This is a genomic window from Pseudarthrobacter defluvii (assembly GCF_030323865.1).
GTDB classification, from domain to species: Bacteria; Actinomycetota; Actinomycetes; order Actinomycetales; family Micrococcaceae; genus Arthrobacter; species Arthrobacter sedimenti.
Genome location: NZ_CP066362.1, coordinates 683960 through 701917, shown reverse-complemented (window position 1 = coordinate 701917; position 17958 = coordinate 683960). Strand labels below are relative to the sequence as shown.

The 17958-nt window shown below is 67.6% G+C and carries 13 protein-coding genes and 1 tRNA gene; 5 read left to right on the top strand and 9 right to left on the bottom strand.

All coding sequences use genetic code 11. The features are described 5' to 3' along the window. Window positions 1-124: 124 nt before the first annotated feature. The 3 genes from JCQ34_RS03380 to JCQ34_RS03370 all read left to right on the top strand — a co-directional run bounded on the left by JCQ34_RS03380 (window position 125) and on the right by JCQ34_RS03370 (window position 2553). Window positions 125-1108: a hypothetical protein gene (locus JCQ34_RS03380; RefSeq protein WP_286401821.1), complete on the top strand. Its 984-nt coding sequence runs from the start codon at window positions 125-127 to the stop codon at window positions 1106-1108. A 65-nt stretch (window positions 1109-1173) separates the two neighbouring features. Further along, a complete protein-coding gene (locus tag JCQ34_RS03375; protein ID WP_286401818.1) occupies window positions 1174-2265 on the top strand; it encodes a hypothetical protein in 1092 nt (363 codons plus the stop codon). Between the two features lie 102 nt (window positions 2266-2367). Beyond that, window positions 2368-2553, top strand: coding sequence for a hypothetical protein (locus JCQ34_RS03370; RefSeq protein WP_286401816.1), 186 nt, complete (start codon window positions 2368-2370; stop codon window positions 2551-2553). Window positions 2554-2705: 152 nt separating this feature from the next. Here the strand turns inward: JCQ34_RS03370 and JCQ34_RS03365 are convergent, their stop codons facing one another. The 9 genes from JCQ34_RS03365 to JCQ34_RS03325 all read right to left on the bottom strand — a co-directional run bounded on the left by JCQ34_RS03365 (window position 2706) and on the right by JCQ34_RS03325 (window position 12776). Then, complete coding sequence (locus JCQ34_RS03365) at window positions 2706-3551, bottom strand: aldo/keto reductase (RefSeq protein ID WP_286401813.1); 846 nt, start codon at window positions 3549-3551, stop codon at window positions 2706-2708. A gap of 127 nt (window positions 3552-3678) precedes the next feature. Further along, entirely contained in the window at window positions 3679-4122 is a 444-nt protein-coding gene (locus tag JCQ34_RS03360; protein WP_286401811.1) for a hypothetical protein, read from the bottom strand. A gap of 7 nt (window positions 4123-4129) precedes the next feature. Then, complete coding sequence (locus JCQ34_RS03355) at window positions 4130-4756, bottom strand: bacterial proteasome activator family protein (RefSeq protein ID WP_286401808.1); 627 nt, start codon at window positions 4754-4756, stop codon at window positions 4130-4132. 77 nt (window positions 4757-4833) lie between these two features. Then, complete coding sequence (locus tag JCQ34_RS03350; RefSeq protein WP_286401805.1) at window positions 4834-5037, bottom strand: YbdD/YjiX family protein; 204 nt, start codon at window positions 5035-5037, stop codon at window positions 4834-4836. After that, window positions 5037-7334 carry a carbon starvation CstA family protein gene (locus JCQ34_RS03345; protein ID WP_286401802.1) on the bottom strand — a complete coding sequence of 766 codons (2298 nt, stop codon included), beginning with the start codon at window positions 7332-7334 and terminating at the stop codon, window positions 5037-5039. The genes JCQ34_RS03350 and JCQ34_RS03345 overlap by 1 nt, the downstream gene beginning before the upstream one ends. 142 nt (window positions 7335-7476) lie before the next feature. After that, the gene (locus JCQ34_RS03340; RefSeq protein WP_286401799.1) at window positions 7477-10332 is read right to left on the bottom strand and encodes a hypothetical protein; all 2856 of its coding nucleotides are present in this window, start codon (window positions 10330-10332) and stop codon (window positions 7477-7479) included. After that, the gene (locus tag JCQ34_RS03335) at window positions 10332-11069 is read right to left on the bottom strand and encodes an ABC transporter ATP-binding protein (RefSeq protein ID WP_286401796.1); all 738 of its coding nucleotides are present in this window, start codon (window positions 11067-11069) and stop codon (window positions 10332-10334) included. Before JCQ34_RS03335 ends, JCQ34_RS03340 begins: the two co-directional genes overlap by 1 nt. Continuing rightward, window positions 11066-11671 (bottom strand): PadR family transcriptional regulator, encoded by a 606-nt coding sequence (locus tag JCQ34_RS03330; RefSeq protein ID WP_286401793.1) that lies wholly within the window; start codon window positions 11669-11671, stop codon window positions 11066-11068. Before JCQ34_RS03330 ends, JCQ34_RS03335 begins: the two co-directional genes overlap by 4 nt. A 121-nt stretch (window positions 11672-11792) precedes the next feature. Then, window positions 11793-12776: an NAD(P)H-quinone oxidoreductase gene (locus JCQ34_RS03325; RefSeq protein WP_286401791.1), complete on the bottom strand. Its 984-nt coding sequence runs from the start codon at window positions 12774-12776 to the stop codon at window positions 11793-11795. A gap of 108 nt (window positions 12777-12884) precedes the next feature. On the opposite strand from JCQ34_RS03325, the gene JCQ34_RS03320 reads away from it, so the two are divergent. Next, a tRNA-Ser gene (locus JCQ34_RS03320) sits at window positions 12885-12972 on the top strand. A gap of 447 nt (window positions 12973-13419) precedes the next feature. Continuing rightward, entirely contained in the window at window positions 13420-17958 is a 4539-nt protein-coding gene (locus tag JCQ34_RS03315) for an ExeM/NucH family extracellular endonuclease (RefSeq protein WP_286401789.1), read from the top strand.

Genomic DNA, 17958 nt, shown 5'->3' with positions numbered 1-17958 from the left:
GCAACATACCCCTCCCGGCGGGCGAGTAACAGGGTGCCCGGCCGCTGCGTTATGGCGGACATCTTGTCCCGGGCCGGGCAGGCAACCTTCAAAACCCTGCCCTCCCGGCACCTAGGATGGCGGCATGGAAGACGAAGCCCTGGCGGACATCGCGGACAGGCTCTATGCCGGGACGCTGGACGGCTTCGTCGCGGCCCGGGCGGCCGCCGCCCAGGAGGTTGCCCGCCTGGACAAAGGCCTGGCTGCAGCGGTCCGCGGCCTGCCCAAGCCGTCCGTAGCCGCGTGGGCCCTGAACATGCTTGCTCGGCACCGGCCGGACGTGTTGGACGGTCTCGCCGATCTCGGGACGCGCATGCAGGCCGCGCAGGAGTCGCTGGATGCTCCTGCCCTCCGCGAACTGGGCCGGGAGCGGCGCACCATGCTGGCTGACGCCGTCGACATTGCCCGTTCTGTTGCCCGGGAGCAGGGCCGTTCGCTCAGTGACGTGATGGCCTCGGACGTGGAGGAGACCCTCCGGGCCCTGACGGCGGACCGGGGTGCGGCCAACGCCGTCGGCAGTGGCCGGCTGCTGAAGGTCCTGTCCGCCGACGGCGTCAACGACGTCGACCTGGAGGGGGCGGTGGCCCTCCCCGGGCTGCTTCCCGCGGCTCCGTCCAGCCGCCCCGTGAGCACTCCCCCCTCTGCACCGAAGGCACAGGCCGCAGCAGCAGCGAAAAAACGGACGACGCCGGAAGCCGCCTCCCAGCCAAAGCCCACCAGGCCACGGCTCGAGGCAGTGCGGCAGACCCCACGGCCAGCCTCGCCACCGGTGCTGGAAAAGGCAAAAGCGGCCCTGGCCGAAGCCCAGTCCGCCGAAGATGAGGCGGCACGCCGGGCCGGCGAACTGCAGGACCAGGAGGAGCAGGCCAGGGCGGAAATCGCGGAACTGCAGCAGGAAACGGTTGAGCTGCGCAGCCGGCTTAAAGCCGCCGAAGACCGCCTGGAGCGCTCGCGCAAGCGCCTTGCGGCGACGTCCGCGGAAGCAAAGCAGGCGGCGCGGGCGGCGGACAAGGCCAGCCGCACCGCTGTGCTGGCACAGGAACGGGTGCTCCGGCTGGGCAGTGACTGAGGCGCGGAAAAAGCCCATGGCCGCTCCCTCTCCCGCAGGCCGTTCGCGGGACCTACTCTGGAGCTATGGATGCCGCAGCAGCCCATGCCTTTGCCATTCCGTCGGCAGCAGTACACCGCCCCACCACGGCCCTCGAGGACGCCATCACCCTCGCGGCCGGCATCTGGCTCCTCATTGGAACCTATGTTGATGGCTGGGCCCACAACAACCTCCGCAACCTGGAGACGTTCTTCACGCCATGGCACGCCGTCCTGTACTCGGGCTTCGCTGCCTGTGCCATCTGGATCGCCTCCCTGACGTGGCGCCGGCACGTCACCGGCACGCGGTGGGTTGAAGCCGTGCCCGCGGGCTACGGGGCTGCGGCGGCCGGCGTCGCCATCTTCCTGGCCTCGGGAATGGGAGACTTCGCGTGGCATTCGGTGCTGGGCATTGAGCAGAACATCAGCGCGCTGTTCAGCCCGTCCCATCTTGGACTTGCCACGGGCGGATTCCTTATCCTCGGTGCCCCGTTCTCGGCAGCATGGCAGTCACCGGTGCGCCGGTGGCCCCGGCTGGTGCCGGCGTTCGTCAGCGCCATGCTCGCCGGGATGGTCGCTGCGTTTATCCTCCAGGAATTCGCCGTCTTTGCCCGCCACGGGCTCGTCCAGACCTACACCACCGCTGCGGGAACGCCGCCCGCGGTGACGGCCCCCACGTCGGCCGGCATCATGATCGCCCTGGCGACTTTCCTGGTCTCGACGGTGGTGCTCTTTGTTCCCGTCCTGTTACTGTCGCTGCGGTGGCGCCTGCACCCCGTGATCCCCGCGGCGATGACCCTTGTCCCTTCGGCAGCCCTCCAGGTCATGGTGGCGCTGCGGGACGCCTGGCTGGTGCCGGTGGCCCTTGCCGGCGCGGTCCTGGTGGGAGCGGTGTGGGCGGTGGTGCGGCCGGCGCCGGACCGTCCCGGCAGGCTCATGGCTGTGGCAGGCCTCACCCCAGTCGTTTTTTGGGCACCCTATTTCGCCGGCGCGGCGCTCCGGGACGGCTCCCTGAGCTTCTCCCCCGAGATCTGGAGCGGAACGCTCGTCTGGACCGGGCTGGGAATGCTGGCACTGGCGTCTCTCATGTTGAAGGTTCGGGCCGGGACCGGCGCCGACGGAGATCCAGGGACCGGATAGGGGCCCGTCAGGGGCGTCGAATCTGCAGCGGGACCGGCCTCCATCCACAACACGCGGAGGACGGTTCCTCAGAATGTCAGACCCCGGTTGCACACTGGATTCATGGAAAACCAAGCTGTACAGGAATTTCACGTCACGTACTTCGACGCCGACTGTGGCCGGGCCCAGTCAGAGGTCTTCGAGACGCTCGCAGAGGCTGAGCGCTTCGCCTGCCGGCACTGCCACGGCGAGGACAACTGGGCCGTGGTGGACGCCGTCGTGGTGGAGCATATCCAGGTCGCTGCCTAGGAGTCCCACCAAAACGGTGCCCGGGAAAGCCGCGTCGCTGCCAGTGGTTAAAGGCGTCAGCCCGCGCTGCCAGGCATTTGCCGGCAGCGCGGGCTGACGTTGTTTGACGGGAGCCTGCAGGCCACGGTGGGTCCGGCTCCCCGCGTCGCGGGTTAGGCGAAGTCGGAGACCGCGGGATCGGCTCCGATGCGGCCTTCGCCGCTGGCGGTGCGGTCCAGCTTGTTGATGGCCTCAACATCCTCGGCGTCCAGGGACACCTCAAGGGCTGCGAAGTTCTCCTTGATGCGTGACTCGGTCACGGACTTGGGAATAACCACGTTGCCGATCGCCAGGTGCCACGCGATGACCACCTGCGCGGGGGTGGCCTGGTGCTTGTCGGCGATGGACGCGATGGTGGGGTCCTTCAGCAACTCGCCGCCCTGGCCCAGCGGAGACCATGCCTGGGTGAGGATGCCCTTGGAGGCTCCGAACTCACGCAGTTCACCCTGGTTGAAGTAGGGGTGCAGTTCGATCTGGTGGATTGCCGGGACCACGCCCGTCTCGTCGATGATGCGCTGCAGGCCCTCGACGGTGAAGTTGGATACGCCGATGGACTTGACCCGGCCGCGCTTCTGAAGCTCGATCAGCGCCTTCCAGGTGTCAACGTACTTGTCCTGCTTGGGCTGCATCCAGTGGATCAGGTAGAGGTCCAGCGTCTCCAGGCCAAGCCGGTCCATGGACTCCTCGAAGGCGGCGAGGGTTGACTCGTAGCCCTGGTCCGCGTTCCACAGCTTGGTGGTGATGAAGATCTGCTCCGGGGAGAGGCCGGAACCGGCGATGGCGCGGCCCACGCCAGCCTCGTTGCCATAGATCTTGGCCGTATCGATGTGGCGGAAGCCGGCTTCGAAGGCCTGGCGGACAACCTTTTCAGCCACGTCGTCCTCAACCTGCCACACACCGTAGCCGAGCTGGGGAATCGTGTTTCCGTCGTTGAAAGTCAAGGTAGGTGAAAGAGTCATGCTTTCATCCTGCCAAAACAGGGCCCGGGAATGCGCTCGATCCGCGCCTTGTCAGCCAGTCGCGTAACCCCAAAATTCCCAAGCAAATCGGGAATATTTCACTCAGCTGCCAAACGCCGTCCGCTGGCTATTCCCCGCGAAGCTGCCTCTCGGCGTCCTCAACCTGCTGGAAGACGGCCTCGGCACGGCGCCGCACGGACGCTGCTCCTACGGGCACGGGGCCGACGGCGAGCCGAAGCATCGCTGCAGCTTCGGCCGTGGTGGCCAGCGAGTTTCCGGCCTTGGAGAGCGACCGATGCACGTTGGCCAGAGCAGCAGGTATGTCCAAACCGTCACTGGGCGAACGCAGCTGCGCTTCCATGCAGACCGCACGCACCCGTTGCAGGAGGGCGGCAAGTTCGTTCGCTATCTCCACCAGCTCGGCGTACAGCTGGTCATCCTCCACGCCCTCGAGCACCTGGTGGAAGCGGTCCAGTCCCCGGTGGAAGCGGTCGTGGGCGCGGCGCCACAACCCCTTGCCCAGTTCCGCATCATCCTTGCGCCCCTGCCGGGCGGCGCTGAAAAAGCCCAAGCGGAACCTACAGGTACTGGCCGGGACCGTGGTCCGGTTCGTCACGCCCGCTGGCCGGGGACGGAGCTCCAGGGCGGGCGCCCGCCGGTGCCCGCTGGGGCTCGCCGTTCTCACCAATCACGACGCCGGGCGCGATCATGGTGCCGGGCGGCAGCTGGCGCAGCTGCATCTGCGCGGCGGCCTGCTGCTGGGCGGCGTGCTGGGCCGCGATGGCGGTCTGGATACCGTGGAAGAGGCCCTCGAGCCAGCCGACCAGCTGGGCCTGGGCGATCCGGAGTTCGGCGTCCGAGGGCGTGGCTTCGTCGGAGAACGGCAGGCTGATCCTGTCCAGTTCCGCCACGAGCTCCGGCGCCAGGCCGTCCTCGAGCTCCTTGATGGAGCGTTCGTGGATGGCAGCGAGCCGGCCACGTGCAGCGTCGTCCAGCGGCGCAGACTTCACCTCTTCAAGGAGCTGGCGGATCATGGTGCCGATCCGCATCACCTTGGCCGGCTCGTCCACCAGGTCCTGCAGGCTGCTGCCCCGGGGCTTGCCGTCCCCGGCGGACGGATCCTGCACGGATTCCTGTGCGTCGTCAACGGGGGTGCCTTCTACCGGGAGGTCCTCAGCTGCCTGAGTGTCTTTGGGATCGCTCATGCGTTCATACTCTCATGGCCTATCCGCCCGGGGCCCGCCAGGAAGCCTCCTGGCGGGCTTGTCCGCTGCCGGCACAATCAGCAGCACCTGCCCTGCGGGTTGCTGTCCTGGCGGTCCGTCCGGTCCCGCCAGAACTCCCGCTCGGTCAGGGGTGCCTCCTGGTGCCCTGCGGCCCTGTGGTGTTCCAGGTACTTGGCGTAGGCGTCAGCGCCCATCACGCCGCCCAGGTAGCGGGCGAACCCGCGGAACCCGCTGGCCACCAGGGCGATGCCGCTGCTCATCAGTGCCCGGCCCGTTCCAGCCGGGCGTCGGCGGGCACTTTCTCCCACTCGGCCGCCAGTTCACGTTCGGCGGTGGTGGGAACCAGCCCCGCAGGGGCGAAGACGCGCGACGGCACGAACGGGTCCTCGTTGTCCGTGGTGGCTGTCCCGGCCGCCCTGTCACGGAAGGCCTTGACCGTGGCGAGTACCGCCGTCGCAATCACGATGATGCTGAGCACCACGAAGATCACGGACAACCAGCCCTGGATGGCGGTGTTGCGGACTACAGCTTCCATGGCGGCCACGCTCTTGGCGGTGCCGAACTCGGTCTTGCCGTCCGCCAGCGCCTTGCTGAAGGCAGCGTTGTTCGCGAAATATCCCACCGCCGGGACGGGCGAGAAGATCTTCTGGTAGCTGGCCGTGATGGTCACCACCGCGGCGAACGCCAGCGGAAGGGCCACGATCCACAGGTATTTGAAGGTACCCCGCTTGGCGACGATGGCCAGGCACACGGCCAGTGCGATGGCGGCCAGCAGCTGGTTGGCGATGCCGAAGAGCGGGAACAGGGTGTTGATGCCGCCCAGCGGATCGGTAACGCCCATCAGCAGCACGGCGCCCCAGGCAAGGACCATGATGGCGGTGCAGAGCCAGGCACCGGGCCGCCAGGAGGCTTCCTTGAACTTCGGGATAAAGTTGCCGATCGAGTCCTGCAGCATGAACCGGGCAACGCGGGTGCCGGCGTCCACGGCGGTGAGGATGAAGAGTGCCTCGAACATGATGGCGAAGTGGTACCAGAAGCCCATCAGCGCCGTACCGCCGACGAACTGGTGCATGATGTGGGCCAGGCCCACGGCGAGCGTGGGGGCGCCGCCGGTACGGGACACGATGCTCTGCTCGCCGACGTTCCGGGCCGTCTCTGCCAGCAGGTCGGGGCTGATATTGACCCCGGCCAGGCCCAGGCTGTTGACCCAAGTGGCCGCGGTTTCGACGGTTCCGCCGGTCAGGGCAGTGGGGGCGTTCATGGCGAAGTAGAGGCCACGGTCGATCGAGATGGCGGCGACCAGGGCCATGATGGCCACGAATGACTCCATCAGCATGCCGCCGTAGCCGATGTACCGGGTCTGCCGTTCCTTTTCCACCAACTTGGGGGTGGTGCCGGAGGAGATCAGGGCGTGGAACCCGGACAGGGCGCCACAGGCGATGGTGACGAACAGGAAGGGGAACAGGGCCCCGGAGAAGACAGGCCCGTTCTCCCGGCCGGCGAACTCGCTGAAGGCCGGGACGGTGACTTCGGGCCGGACCACGATGATGGCCAGCGCCAGCATCACTATCACGCCGATCTTCATGAAGGTGGAGAGGTAGTCGCGCGGGGCGAGCAGCAGCCACACCGGCAGGATGGCGGCGATGAAACCGTAAATGATCAGGCCCCAGGCGATGGTCACCTTGTCCAGGTGGAACACGGCTGCGCCCCATTCGGTCTGCGCCACGAGGCCGCCGCCGATGATGGCGGCCATCAGCAGGACGAAGCCGATGATGGAGACCTCCATGACCTTGCCGGGGCGCAGGTAGCGAAGGTAGACGCCCATGAACAGGGCGATGGGGATGGTCATGCCTACGGAGAACACGCCCCACGGGCTTTCACCCAGGGCGTTGACGACGACGAGCGCCAGGATAGCCACGATGATCACCATGATGAGCAGGGTGGCAATGAGGGCCGCGGTGCCGCCGATGACGCCGAGTTCCTCGCGGGCCATCTGGCCCAGGGAGCGGCCGCCGCGGCGCATGGAGAAGAACATCACCAGGTAATCCTGGACGGCGCCGGCGAGGACGACGCCGACGATGATCCAGATGGTGCCGGGAAGGTAGCCCATCTGGGCTGCGATGACCGGGCCCACCAGCGGGCCGGCGCCGGCGATGGCGGCGAAGTGGTGGCCGAACAGCACGTTGCGGTCCGTGCGGACGTAGTCCTTGCCGTCGGCCTTGTACTCGGCCGGGGTGGCGCGGCGGTCGTCAGGTTTGGTGATGTACCGCTCGATCACCTTCGAGTAGAAGCGGTAGCCGATGAGGTACGTGCACACGGAGGCGAAGACGAACCAGATGGCATTGACGGTTTCACCGCGGACGATCGCCAGCATGAACCACGCGACGCCGCCCAGCAGGGCGATGGCGGCCCAGAGTGCGATCTTTGCCGGCGTCCATTTCCGGTCCTCGGCCTCGAGCCGGGCCTCATCCACGGCGGGCGGGGGAAGATCCGGGTCTGTGGCCAGTCCGCCCTCCGCCCGGGATCCGTTCTTCCGTTGGTCAGGCACTCCGGCCATGTCTCCTCCTTGAGAGTTATCCCACTTCTGCTACTGGCACCCTACCAACGCCGTCCCTCCACAAAGCGGCCGACGGCGGCGCGGCGCCGGCCCGTGCGGCGAGCGGCGGCAGGCCGGCGACGAACGAACGGACGGACGCCGGCTACAGCAGGCCCCGCCGCGACAGCGGCAGGCCCGAGGGCGTAAAAGCCCAGGCAAGCACCGCGCCCGTCATCGGGACCGCCAGCACGAGGGCAAGCAGGTGCAGCCAGGGCACCTCGAGCGCTGTCCGCATGTCAGTGGACAGGACGAGCAGGACGGCGGGCACCGATCCTGCCAGCGTTCCCAGGACGATGCCTGCCCCACTGGTAAAGAGGGCCTGCGAGCCGGCCAAAGCCTTGCGCAGCCGTGGCGATGCTCCAACCCCGGCGAGGGTGGCGTGGTCCGTTCGGGCGTCGGCCAGGGACAGTCCGGTGGTGATGCCCGCGGCGCTGAACGTGATGAGCGCAGCAGCGGCCACAATGGACCAGGTCATCCACTGATTGCCCTGCGAGATGCCCGGTTCCGCGCGGAAGGGCACCCCGGGCTGCCGGTAAACTGCCGCGGCAGCCGCCGAGGCGGCATCGGCTTCCGCTTCGGAGGGGTATTTCGCAAGCTGGACCAAAAGTCCGGCCGGTGCGGGGCGCAGGTCAAGGCGCGTGGCCGTTTCCGGTGAGACAACCCCGTAATACGGGACGGGCACGGCCGGTTCAAGCACTGCTGCGGCGAGCGAATCGCTCCTGACCGTCGCGTGGACGGAAGCCGGCCCGACCGCCGACGGTATTTGGGTCCGCACATCCTGTGCCTGCAGCAGCACTTTCCCCTCCGCGACGAACACGGGGTTGGTCACCACCATTCCGCCGGCATTCAGCACCGCGAGCGCTTCGTCGGTGGGTTCACGGCCCAGCACCGCACGCACGTCGTCCGCACCGCCTACCAGGATGGCCCGGTCCGAGGGTTGTTCGCCTACCAGGGAACCCCGGCAGCGCCAGTCTCCGGGATCAGTCATCCGCCCCTGGGGTGTTCGGGGGCATTCGTTGGCCGCGGGCTTGGCCAGCGCGTACATGAGGCAGCTTGACGTTTCCGTCCGGGCAGGCAACGTTGGAGCTGCCGGACCATCGGGGCAGTTCAGCAAGCCCTGCGGAGCCGTGAGGGGGTGAGTCCACTCCACCGTGCCGAGCGCGGCGGCGACGGCAGCCGAGAGCGCTGCCGGATCCGCATGGACGGACGGTTGCCTGGTCCCGTCGGCCGCGAAGGGCTGGTCCACGGTCAGCGGCAGGTACGCCTGGTTTTCCAGGGCGCCCCAGTAATGCGATTCCCGCATTCCAGCCAGTTGACTGGCGGACAGCACCAGGGCGGCACTGGCAAGCGTGGCAGCAGCCAGGACGGCGGCGACGGCGGGAACACTGCGGGCCAGGTTCCGGGCCGAATCCCGGGCGGCCATGCGAAGGGACAAGGACAGCCGCTGGGTCCGTGAGGTGAGCCGTTTGACCAGCCATCCCGTCAGGAGCACCAGGCCGGTTACCGCGAGCACGGCGCCCGCGATCAGCAGCGTGACCACCAGCGGCAATTGCTCCGCCCGCCGGTCGGGGTCCCGGGTCGAATTGCCCAGAAGCCAGCCGGCGGCCAGCAGCCCCGTGGCAAGTGCGAGTGTTCCCACGCCGGCCACTGTGGTGCGCCAGCCTTTGGGCGCCGGTGCCCGTCCGGATTTGAGCGCCCCCAGCACCGCCCGCCGGGACACTTGGTGCGCCGGCACCATCGCCGCGATGATGCAGGCAGCCAAGCCCATGACCATGGCCACCGCGGTCAGCAGGACATCCGGATGCAGGCCGGCCAGCCTGACGGAGCCGGTGGAACGGACCACGGTGACGACGGCGGCAGCGCCTCCCAGCCCCACCCCGGCTCCTGCGGCAACAGCGAGGGTGCCAAGCCACAGCCCACCCGAGGTGACGACGGCGCCTATAGTGGAACTTTCCGCTCCGGCGGATGCCAGCAGTGCCAGCTCACGCACCTGCCGCTTGGCGCCGACAGCGAAGGCGGCCCCGGCAAGTAACCCGACTTCCAGCAACGCGAGTGCCCCGAGCAGGCCGAACGTCGCGTACCTGGCCACAGCGGCCGACGAGTTGTCCCACGGCTTTGAACCTGCCACCACGCGCTGCTCGGGAGGCGGCGGATTCAGCACTACGCTGCGCGAGAGCACTCCCACGCCTTTGCTGTTCGCTTCCCTGATTTGCTGCCATGTCACCGGTTCAGGTCCCACGAGGTAATAGGACGCGGACCCGGGGCTCGGCGGCCCCGGGGACATACCCTCTGGGACCTGGCCGGCCTGCAGGTAAAGGAAGCTGTTGCCGTCCGAGGCAGCGGAATCCCGGACCGTGCCGACCGGGACGAAGGTTCCGGCCGACGTCGTAAATTCCTGTCCAAAGGCGAGCTTGAACCGTTTCATCAGCCCGGGCGATGCCAGGACCTCCGTGGCGGTTTGCGGTGCCCGCCCGTCAAGGAGGCGGTATTTGCCGGCAAACGCCGGATTGAGGGCGTCCACTTCGGAGCCTTGCAAGGTCACCCGTGCTTCGCCCACACCGGCACTGAGTTGAAGCATCCGCTGCGGCAGGACGTCATAGCCCTTGGGAAGCGCGTCGAAAGGGTCCATCCGCTGGAAATCCGGGTCACTCCGGCCCGAGCTGGAGGCCACCATGGCGTCGTTGAGCGGGTCCTGGAGTGACTCGGAGTTTGGGACCGGCAGGGTGCTGAACCGGGCCTGCGTCGCTCCAAGTTCGTAGTCCACGATTTCCCCGGGCGTGCGCTGGGAGCTCTGGTAGAGCGTGGCGGCGCCGGTCATGCCCGCCACCGGCAGCATGATCAGCAGGACGATCAGGAGCGAGCGTCCCTTATGGCGGGCGATGTCGCGGCGGGCCAGCCGCAAGGCAACCCGGCGGCCGCTCCGGCGGCCCTGGGGCGCGGGAGCGAGGTCAAGCGGCATCAGAGTCCGGCCTGCGTGAGGAGCATCGTGGGGTCGTGCATGGCTGCCGCCTGGTCAATGATGCGTCCATCGCGCAGGAAGACCACCCGGTCCGCCCAGGCCGCGTGCCTGGCCTCGTGCGTGACGAGCATAACGGCGGCACCGGCGTCGGCGCGGGACCGCAGGACCTCCATGACTCCCTGCCCCGTGGTCGAATCGAGCGCGCCGGTGGGTTCGTCGGCCAGGATCAGCCGCCGCTGGCCCACGATGGCGCGGGCAATGGCCACGCGCTGCTGCTGGCCGCCGGACATCTGGTCCATGAACCGGTCCGCGAGTTCAGGGATGCCCACTTGCCGAAGCGCGTCGGCAGCCTGGCGGTGCGCCTTCCGGGCCGATGTTCCGTCCAGCTCCAGGGGCAGCGCCACGTTTTCCGCGGCGGTCAGCGTGGGGACGAGGTTGAAGTCCTGGAACACGTAGCCGACGGCCCGGCGGCGCAGGCGGGCAAGGTCATTCAGGCCCAGCCCGGCCAGGGGCGTGGACTCGACGAAGACAGCGCCCGACGTCGGCCGGTCCAGTCCGCCGGCAAGGGCCAGGAGCGAGGACTTGCCGGAGCCCGACGGACCCATCACTGCGACGAACTCCCCCGCGCAGATGGTGAGGTCGACGCCGCGGAGTGCCGCGACCGCCGTCGCGCCTTCCCCGAAAGTCCTACCAACCTTGGCGAGTTCAAGGACCTGCTGCGGCCCCTGCACGCTCACCGGCGGCTGTCCGCGTTGAGCGGGGCGTCTTCCGTGGCCCCGTTGGACAGTTTCCGGGCCGGCCCCGTGGCGGAGGCCTGTGCCTGCTGGACCATCCTGGCCTCGCAGAGGTCCAGCCAGCGGACCTCCGCCTCGGTCTGGAAAATCAGCGAATCCAGGACCAGGAGCCAGGCGGTGTCGCCGGCCCTCTGGTTGGCCGCGGTGTCACGGCGCGCCTTGGTGTAGTCCTGAAGGGCCCGGATGGATGCCACCCGCTGGGCCTGGATGATCGCCTGCACGTCCACGCCGGGCAGCGTGACGGCGAGGGCGAGCTTGATGGCCAGCTCATTCCGCGGCGGGTTGTTCCGCTCCACCGGAGCCGCGAACCAGCTGCGCACCTCCGCTTTTCCGGCGGGGGTGATGCTGTACACCACGTGCCCTTCGCCGTCGTCGCCTTCCTTGGCCACCAGGGCATCGCGTTCCAGCCGGTCCAGGGTGGTGTACACCTGTCCGATGTTCAGGGGCCAGGTGGCTCCGGTGCGGTTCTCGAACTCGACCCGAAGCTGGTAGCCGTAACGCGGCTGGTCCTGCAGCAGGGCGAGGAGGCTGTGGCGTATCGACATGGTGCTCCCCCGGGCTGGTCATTGTCGGTATGCACAGGCCCCCAAGACCTGTGCATACCGCGTATGGTCAGCGTAACGCCCAAGACTTCCGGGCGCAATACCGGGTATGCAACGGGAGTTGCTACATGACCAGCAGGACCTTGCCCACGTGGTCGCCGCTGTCAAAGTAGCGGTGGGCCGCACTGACCTGGTCCAGCGGGAAGGTTTTGGCAACGAGCGGGCGTATCCTTCCATCGGCCACCAGCGGCCACACGGCGTCACGGACGGCGGTCATGATGGCGCCCTTTTCCGCCACCGGACGCGGCCGCAGGGCTGTAGCCACCACGGCAGCCCGCTTCTTCAGCAGCAGCCCCAGGTCCAACTCGCCCTTGGCCCCGCCCTGCAGGCCGATCACCACCAGGCGGCCATAGTCCGCCAGGGCATCCACATTCTGCTGGAGGTACTTGGCCCCCACCACATCCAGGATGACGTCCGCGCCCTTGCCGTCATTTTGCCGCCGAAGGCTCTCCGGGAAGTCTTCCTCTTTGTAATTGATGGCGATGTCCGCCCCGAGGAACGCTTTGGCAGTGCTGACCTTTTCCTCGGTGCCGGCCGTCGTGGCCACCTTGGCACCGAACGCCTTGGCCAGCTGGATGGCCATGGTGCCGATCCCTCCGGTGGCACCGTGGATGAGGACCGTTTCGCCCGGCTGCAGCTGCGCCGTCATGATCAGGTTGGAGTAAACCGTGGCGGCCACCTCAGGGAGGGCTGCCGCCGTGACCAGGTCCACCCCCTCAGGCACGCGCAGCACCTGCTCGGCCGGAACGGCCACCTGTTGCGCATAGCCACCGCCGGCCAGCAGGGCCACCACCTTGTCCCCCAGCGAGAACGGCTTGCTGACGCCGGGGCCGAAGCCGGCGATCCTGCCGGAAACCTCCAGCCCGGGAACTTCGGAGGCGCCGGGCGGCGGCGGGTAGAACCCGCGGCGCTGCTGCACATCGGCGCGGTTGAGGCCGGCCGCCACCACATCAATCAGCACTTCACCCTGGCCGGGCACGGGGGCATCCACGTCCCGGACTTCCAGCACCTCCGGGCCGCCCGGCTCCGAAATGTAGACGGCTTTCATGGACCTCTCCCGTTCCTGACTCAAATCCTGGCTGCAACCAGTGTGCACCGGGCACCTTCTCCGGCCTGTTTTGTTGCAGGCAAGTGCCTATGAAACACTACTAGCTGAGGAAGGTTGTCCGAGCGGCCGAAGGAGCTGGTCTTGAAAACCAGTGTGCGGTAACCCCGTACCAAGAGTTCGAATCTCTTACCTTCCGCAAGGGAACCCCTGGCAGCCGGAAACGGCCGCCAGGGGTTTTTGCTTTTAACCCCACTGCTTCGGCGCCAGCGGGCGCGACTGCGGATGATCCCTGTTGCCGGGACGTAAATTCTTTGGACTAACCCCTGCCAAAGCACCGCCGGAAGGCTACCCGCCGGTATCGTTTGTGATTGCCGGCACACCTGCGTGTTTGCCGGCATCATCACTCCCGCCAACAGCATTTCCGGTACGGGTTGGGGAAGCCAGTACCGGAAGGCGGGGCGTTCCGCTGGGGAACGTCCCGCCGAATGCACGCGCCAGCCACCTTGCGTTCATTCAGTGCTGCTGTCATGAGCCGGACCACCCACTTGACCAGGAGCCGGACTGCGCACCTGGTCCGACCGGTACAACCGGACGCACCCTCCCGGGCCACCCACCCGGGACACCTCAATGAAAGTAAGAGCGGATGCATCAAAAAACATGGAAGTTGACGCTGGGCACAGCGTTGTCGGCGGGGCTTATCGCAACCCCGCTGGCAGCTGTGCCGGCGATTGCGGACAACACAGCCGCGGAGGTCTCAGCCGCGGCCGGCACCTCCCCCGTTGTGATCAACGAGGCCTACCTGAGCGGCGGCAGCAGCGGCGCCGCCTACAAGAACAAATTCGTGGAGCTTTACAACACCTCCGACGCTCCGGTGTCCCTTGACGGCTGGTCCGTGCAGTACCGCTCCGGCAGCGGCACGGCGGCGCCAAGCGGGGTGGCCGCCCTCGCGGGATCCATCCCGGCCAAGGGCTACTACCTGGTGCAGGGCGGCAGCAACGGCGCCAACGGCGCCGACCTGCCCAAGCCCGACCTCGTGGCCGGCGCCCTGAACTTCGCCGGCGCCTCCGGCACCATCGTGCTCGCCAAGCAGCCCACCGCCGTCGGACTTCCCACCGGCTCAGTGGTGGAAACCGCAGGCGTAGCCGACCTCCTGGGCTACGGAACCTCGAACACCTTTGAGACCCAGGCCGCCACGGCGCCCGCCTCGAACACCGATGTGAAGAGCCTCAACAGGAGCGCCGGCGCGGACAGCAACAACAACACCGCAGACTTCACCCTCAGCGCCGCCATCACGCCGACGTCCACCGGCGGTGCTGCTCCCGCGCCGAACCCCACGCCGGCCCCTGACCCAGTTGCCAGAACCATCGCCGAAATCCAGGGCACCGGGACGGAAAGCCCGTTGACAGGCGCAGCCGTCACCACCCAGGGCAAGGTCACTGCAGCGTTCCCCACCGGCGGCCTCAATGGTTACTACATCCAGACCCCGGGCACCGGCGGCGACCTCACGGCCACCAACCATGCCGCATCCGACGGCATCTTTGTCTACTCCCCTGCCACGGTGGGTTCGGTGCAGGCAGGCGACTACGTCCAGGTGACCGGCACCGTGGCAGAGTACTACGGGATGACCCAGCTCAACGTCACGGCGGCAGCGGGCCTTACCAAGCTGACCGACGCCGCACCCGAGGTCAAGCCCACCATCTTCACCCTCCCCGCCACGGAAACCTTCCGCGAGTCGCTGGAAGGCATGCTGCTGGCGCCGCAGGGCCCCCTGACGGTGAGCGACAACTACAGCCTGAACCAGTACGGCGAGATCGGCCTCGCAGGCGGGACCACCCCGCTCGAGCAGCCCACCGCCGTGGCACCGTACGGCTCGGCGGAGTACACCGCCGTCGCGGCGGAGAACGCGGCACGCGGCATCAAGCTGGACGACGGTGCCAGCACCAACTTCCTCAAGGACGCCACCACCAAGGCCGAGGTCCTGCCGTACCTCACCACCACGGACCCCGTGCGGGTGGGCTCGCCTGTCAGCTTCACCACCAACGTGGTGCTCGGCTACGCCAACAACTCCTGGAAGCTGCAGCCCCTGACCCACCTGACCGAGGCCAACAAGTCCACGGTCCAGCCGGCCAGCTTCGGCGCCACCCGCACCGCGGCTCCCGCAGCTGTGGGCGGCAACCTGAAGATCGCCTCCTTCAACGTGCTGAACTACTTCCCCACTACGGGCGACACCCTGTCCGGGTGCACCTTTTACGAGGACCGGGCCGGCAACCCGATCACCGTCCGCGGCGGCTGCAACGCCCGCGGTGCGGCCAACGCCGAGAACTTGAAGCGCCAGCAGGACAAGATCGTTGCCGCCATCAGCAAGTCCGGCGCCGACGTGGTCACCCTGATGGAGGTCGAAAACTCCGCGCAGTTCGGCAAGGACCGCGACGACGCCCTGGCCAAGCTGGTCGAGGCACTGAACATTCCCACCCCCGGTATCTGGGACTACGTCCGCACGCCTGCCAACGCTCCGCCGCTGGCGGACGAGGACATGATCCGCACTGCGTTCATCTACAAGAAGGCCGCTGCAGAACCTGTCGGTGAATCGATCATCCACAACGACACCGTTGCCTTCGCCAGCGCCCGCAAACCGCTGGCCCAGGTGTTCAAGCCCGTGGGCGGCGCTGCCGGCAGCGAGTTCATTGCCATCGCCAACCACTTCAAGTCCAAGGGCTCGGCCGCAACGCCGGATGACGCGGACAAGGGCCAAGGCGCCTCCAACCTCGCCCGCACGGCCCAGGCCACGTCCCTGCTGGACTTTGCCAACTCCCTGCAGGCCACCAAGGGCACGGACAAGGTCTTCCTGATCGGCGATTTCAACTCGTACGGCAAGGAAGATCCCATCAACGTCCTGACCGGGGCCGGCTACGTCAACCAGGATGACAAGGCGAAGAACGCCGACGGCTCGGCCAAGCACTCCTACCTGTTTGGGGGCCTGGCGGGCTCCCTGGACCACATCCTGGCCTCGCCCGCCGCCAATGCGGTGGTATCCGGTGCGGACATCTGGAACATCAACTCCGTTGAATCCGTGGCCCTGGAGTACAGCCGCTACAACAGCAACATCACCAATTACTACGCCCCGGACCAGTTCCGCGCCAGCGACCACGACCCCGTGGTGGTGGGCCTGAACCTCCCCTCCATACCTGCCAGCGTTGACCTGAACTTCCTGAACATCAACGATTTCCACGGCCGGATCGACACCAACACCGTGCAGGCGGCAGGCACCATCGAGAAGCTGCGCGCTGCGGCTGCTCCCGGTGCCACGGCGTTCCTGTCCGCGGGCGACAACATCGGCGCCTCCCTGTTCGCCTCCGCGGTTGCCAAGGACCAGCCCACCATCGACGTGCTGAACGCCCTGGAGCTGAAGGCATCGGCCGTAGGCAACCACGAGTTCGACGGCGGTTGGGCGGACCTGCGCGACCGCGTCATTGCCGGCGGCACCAACGCCAAGTTCCCCTACCTGGGCGCCAACGTCTACAAGAAGGGCACCACCGAACCGGTCCTGCCGGAGTACACCGTGCTGGACATGAACGGGATCAAGGTGGCCGTGATCGGCACCGTTACCCAGGAAGTTCCGTCCCTGGTGACGCCGGCCGGCATCGGCGACCTCGACTTCGGCGACCCCGTCGAGGCGATCAACCGGGCAGCCGCGAAGATCTCGGCGGATAAGCTCGCCGACGTGATCATCGTTGAGGATCACGACGGCGCCGGCTCCGGCGTGGTGGAAGGCGCCACCCTTGAACAGGAAGTGGCAGCCGGCGGACCTTTCGCCAGGCTGGTCACCGAGACGTCCCCCGAGGTGGATGCCATCTTCACCGGCCACACGCACAAGGAATACGCCTGGGACGCCCCCGTTCCCGGCGTGGCAGGCAAGACCCGGCCCATCGTGCAGACCGGCAACTACGGCGAAAATGTGGGCCAGATCCAGCTGACCGTGGACACCGCCACCAAGGAGGTGGCCGCGTACAAGGCCGGGAACGTCAAGCGCAGCACGGATCCTGCCGCGGACCTGGTTGCCGCCTACCCGCGCGTGGCCGCCGTCGACGCCATCGTCAAGAAGGCCTTGGCAGATGCCGCCGTCGTTGGCAACCAGCCCGTCGGGTCGATTACCAAGGACATCACCACCGCGTTCACCACGGATGCCACCGGCACTGCCAAGCGCGATGACCGCGGCAGCGAATCCACCCTGGGCAACCTGGTGGCCGACTCGCTGCTTGATTCGCTGAAATCCGCCGACCTCGGCGGTGCGGAGATCGGCGTCGTGAACGCCGGCGGCCTGCGCAATGAGCTCTACTACGCACCGGACGGCACCATCACCTACGCCGAGGCCAACGCGGTGCTCCCGTTCGTGAACAACCTGTGGACCACATCCCTGACCGGTGCGCAGTTCAAGACGCTCCTGGAGCAGCAGTGGCAGACCAACCCGGACGGCTCGGTTCCCAGCCGCGCCTACCTGCAGCTGGGCCTGTCAAAGAACGTGAACTACACCTACGACGCCGCCCGCGCGGCCGGTGACCGGATCACCTCGGTGCGGGTGAACGGCGATCTGCTGGACCCGGCGAAGTCCTACCGGGTGGGCACATTCAGCTTCCTGGCAACCGGTGGGGACAACTTCCGGGTCTTCACTGAAGGCACCAACACCCGGGATTCCGGGCTGGTGGACCGGGACGCTTGGATCGGCTACCTGCAGAAGAGCAGCCCCCTCTCCCCGGATTTCGCCCGCCGTTCCGTGGCTGTCACCAACACCACGGCCGCCGGGGTCAAGCCCGGAGAGCCCATCACCCTGGCAGTATCCAAGCTGGACCTGACCTCCCTGGGCAGCCCTGTGAACACCGTGCTGGAGGCCTCACTCACTGACGCCGCCGGCACGGTGACGCCGCTCGGCACTGTTCCGGTGGCTTCCGGCGCTGCATCAGTGAACCTGGCGGTCCCTGCCGGCGCTGCGGAGGGCACCGCAACCGTGGTGCTCACCGCCGTCGAGTCCGGCACCGTGGTGAAGGTTGCCGTACTGGTTGGCGCGGACACCCCGGCGCAGCCGGTCTGCGTCCCTCCGGTCAAGCCCACCCGCCCGGCCGACGTCAGGGGCCAGGCGAACTACGGCCAGGCCATGGCCGAGTACCGGGCCTGCCTACGCGGCTAA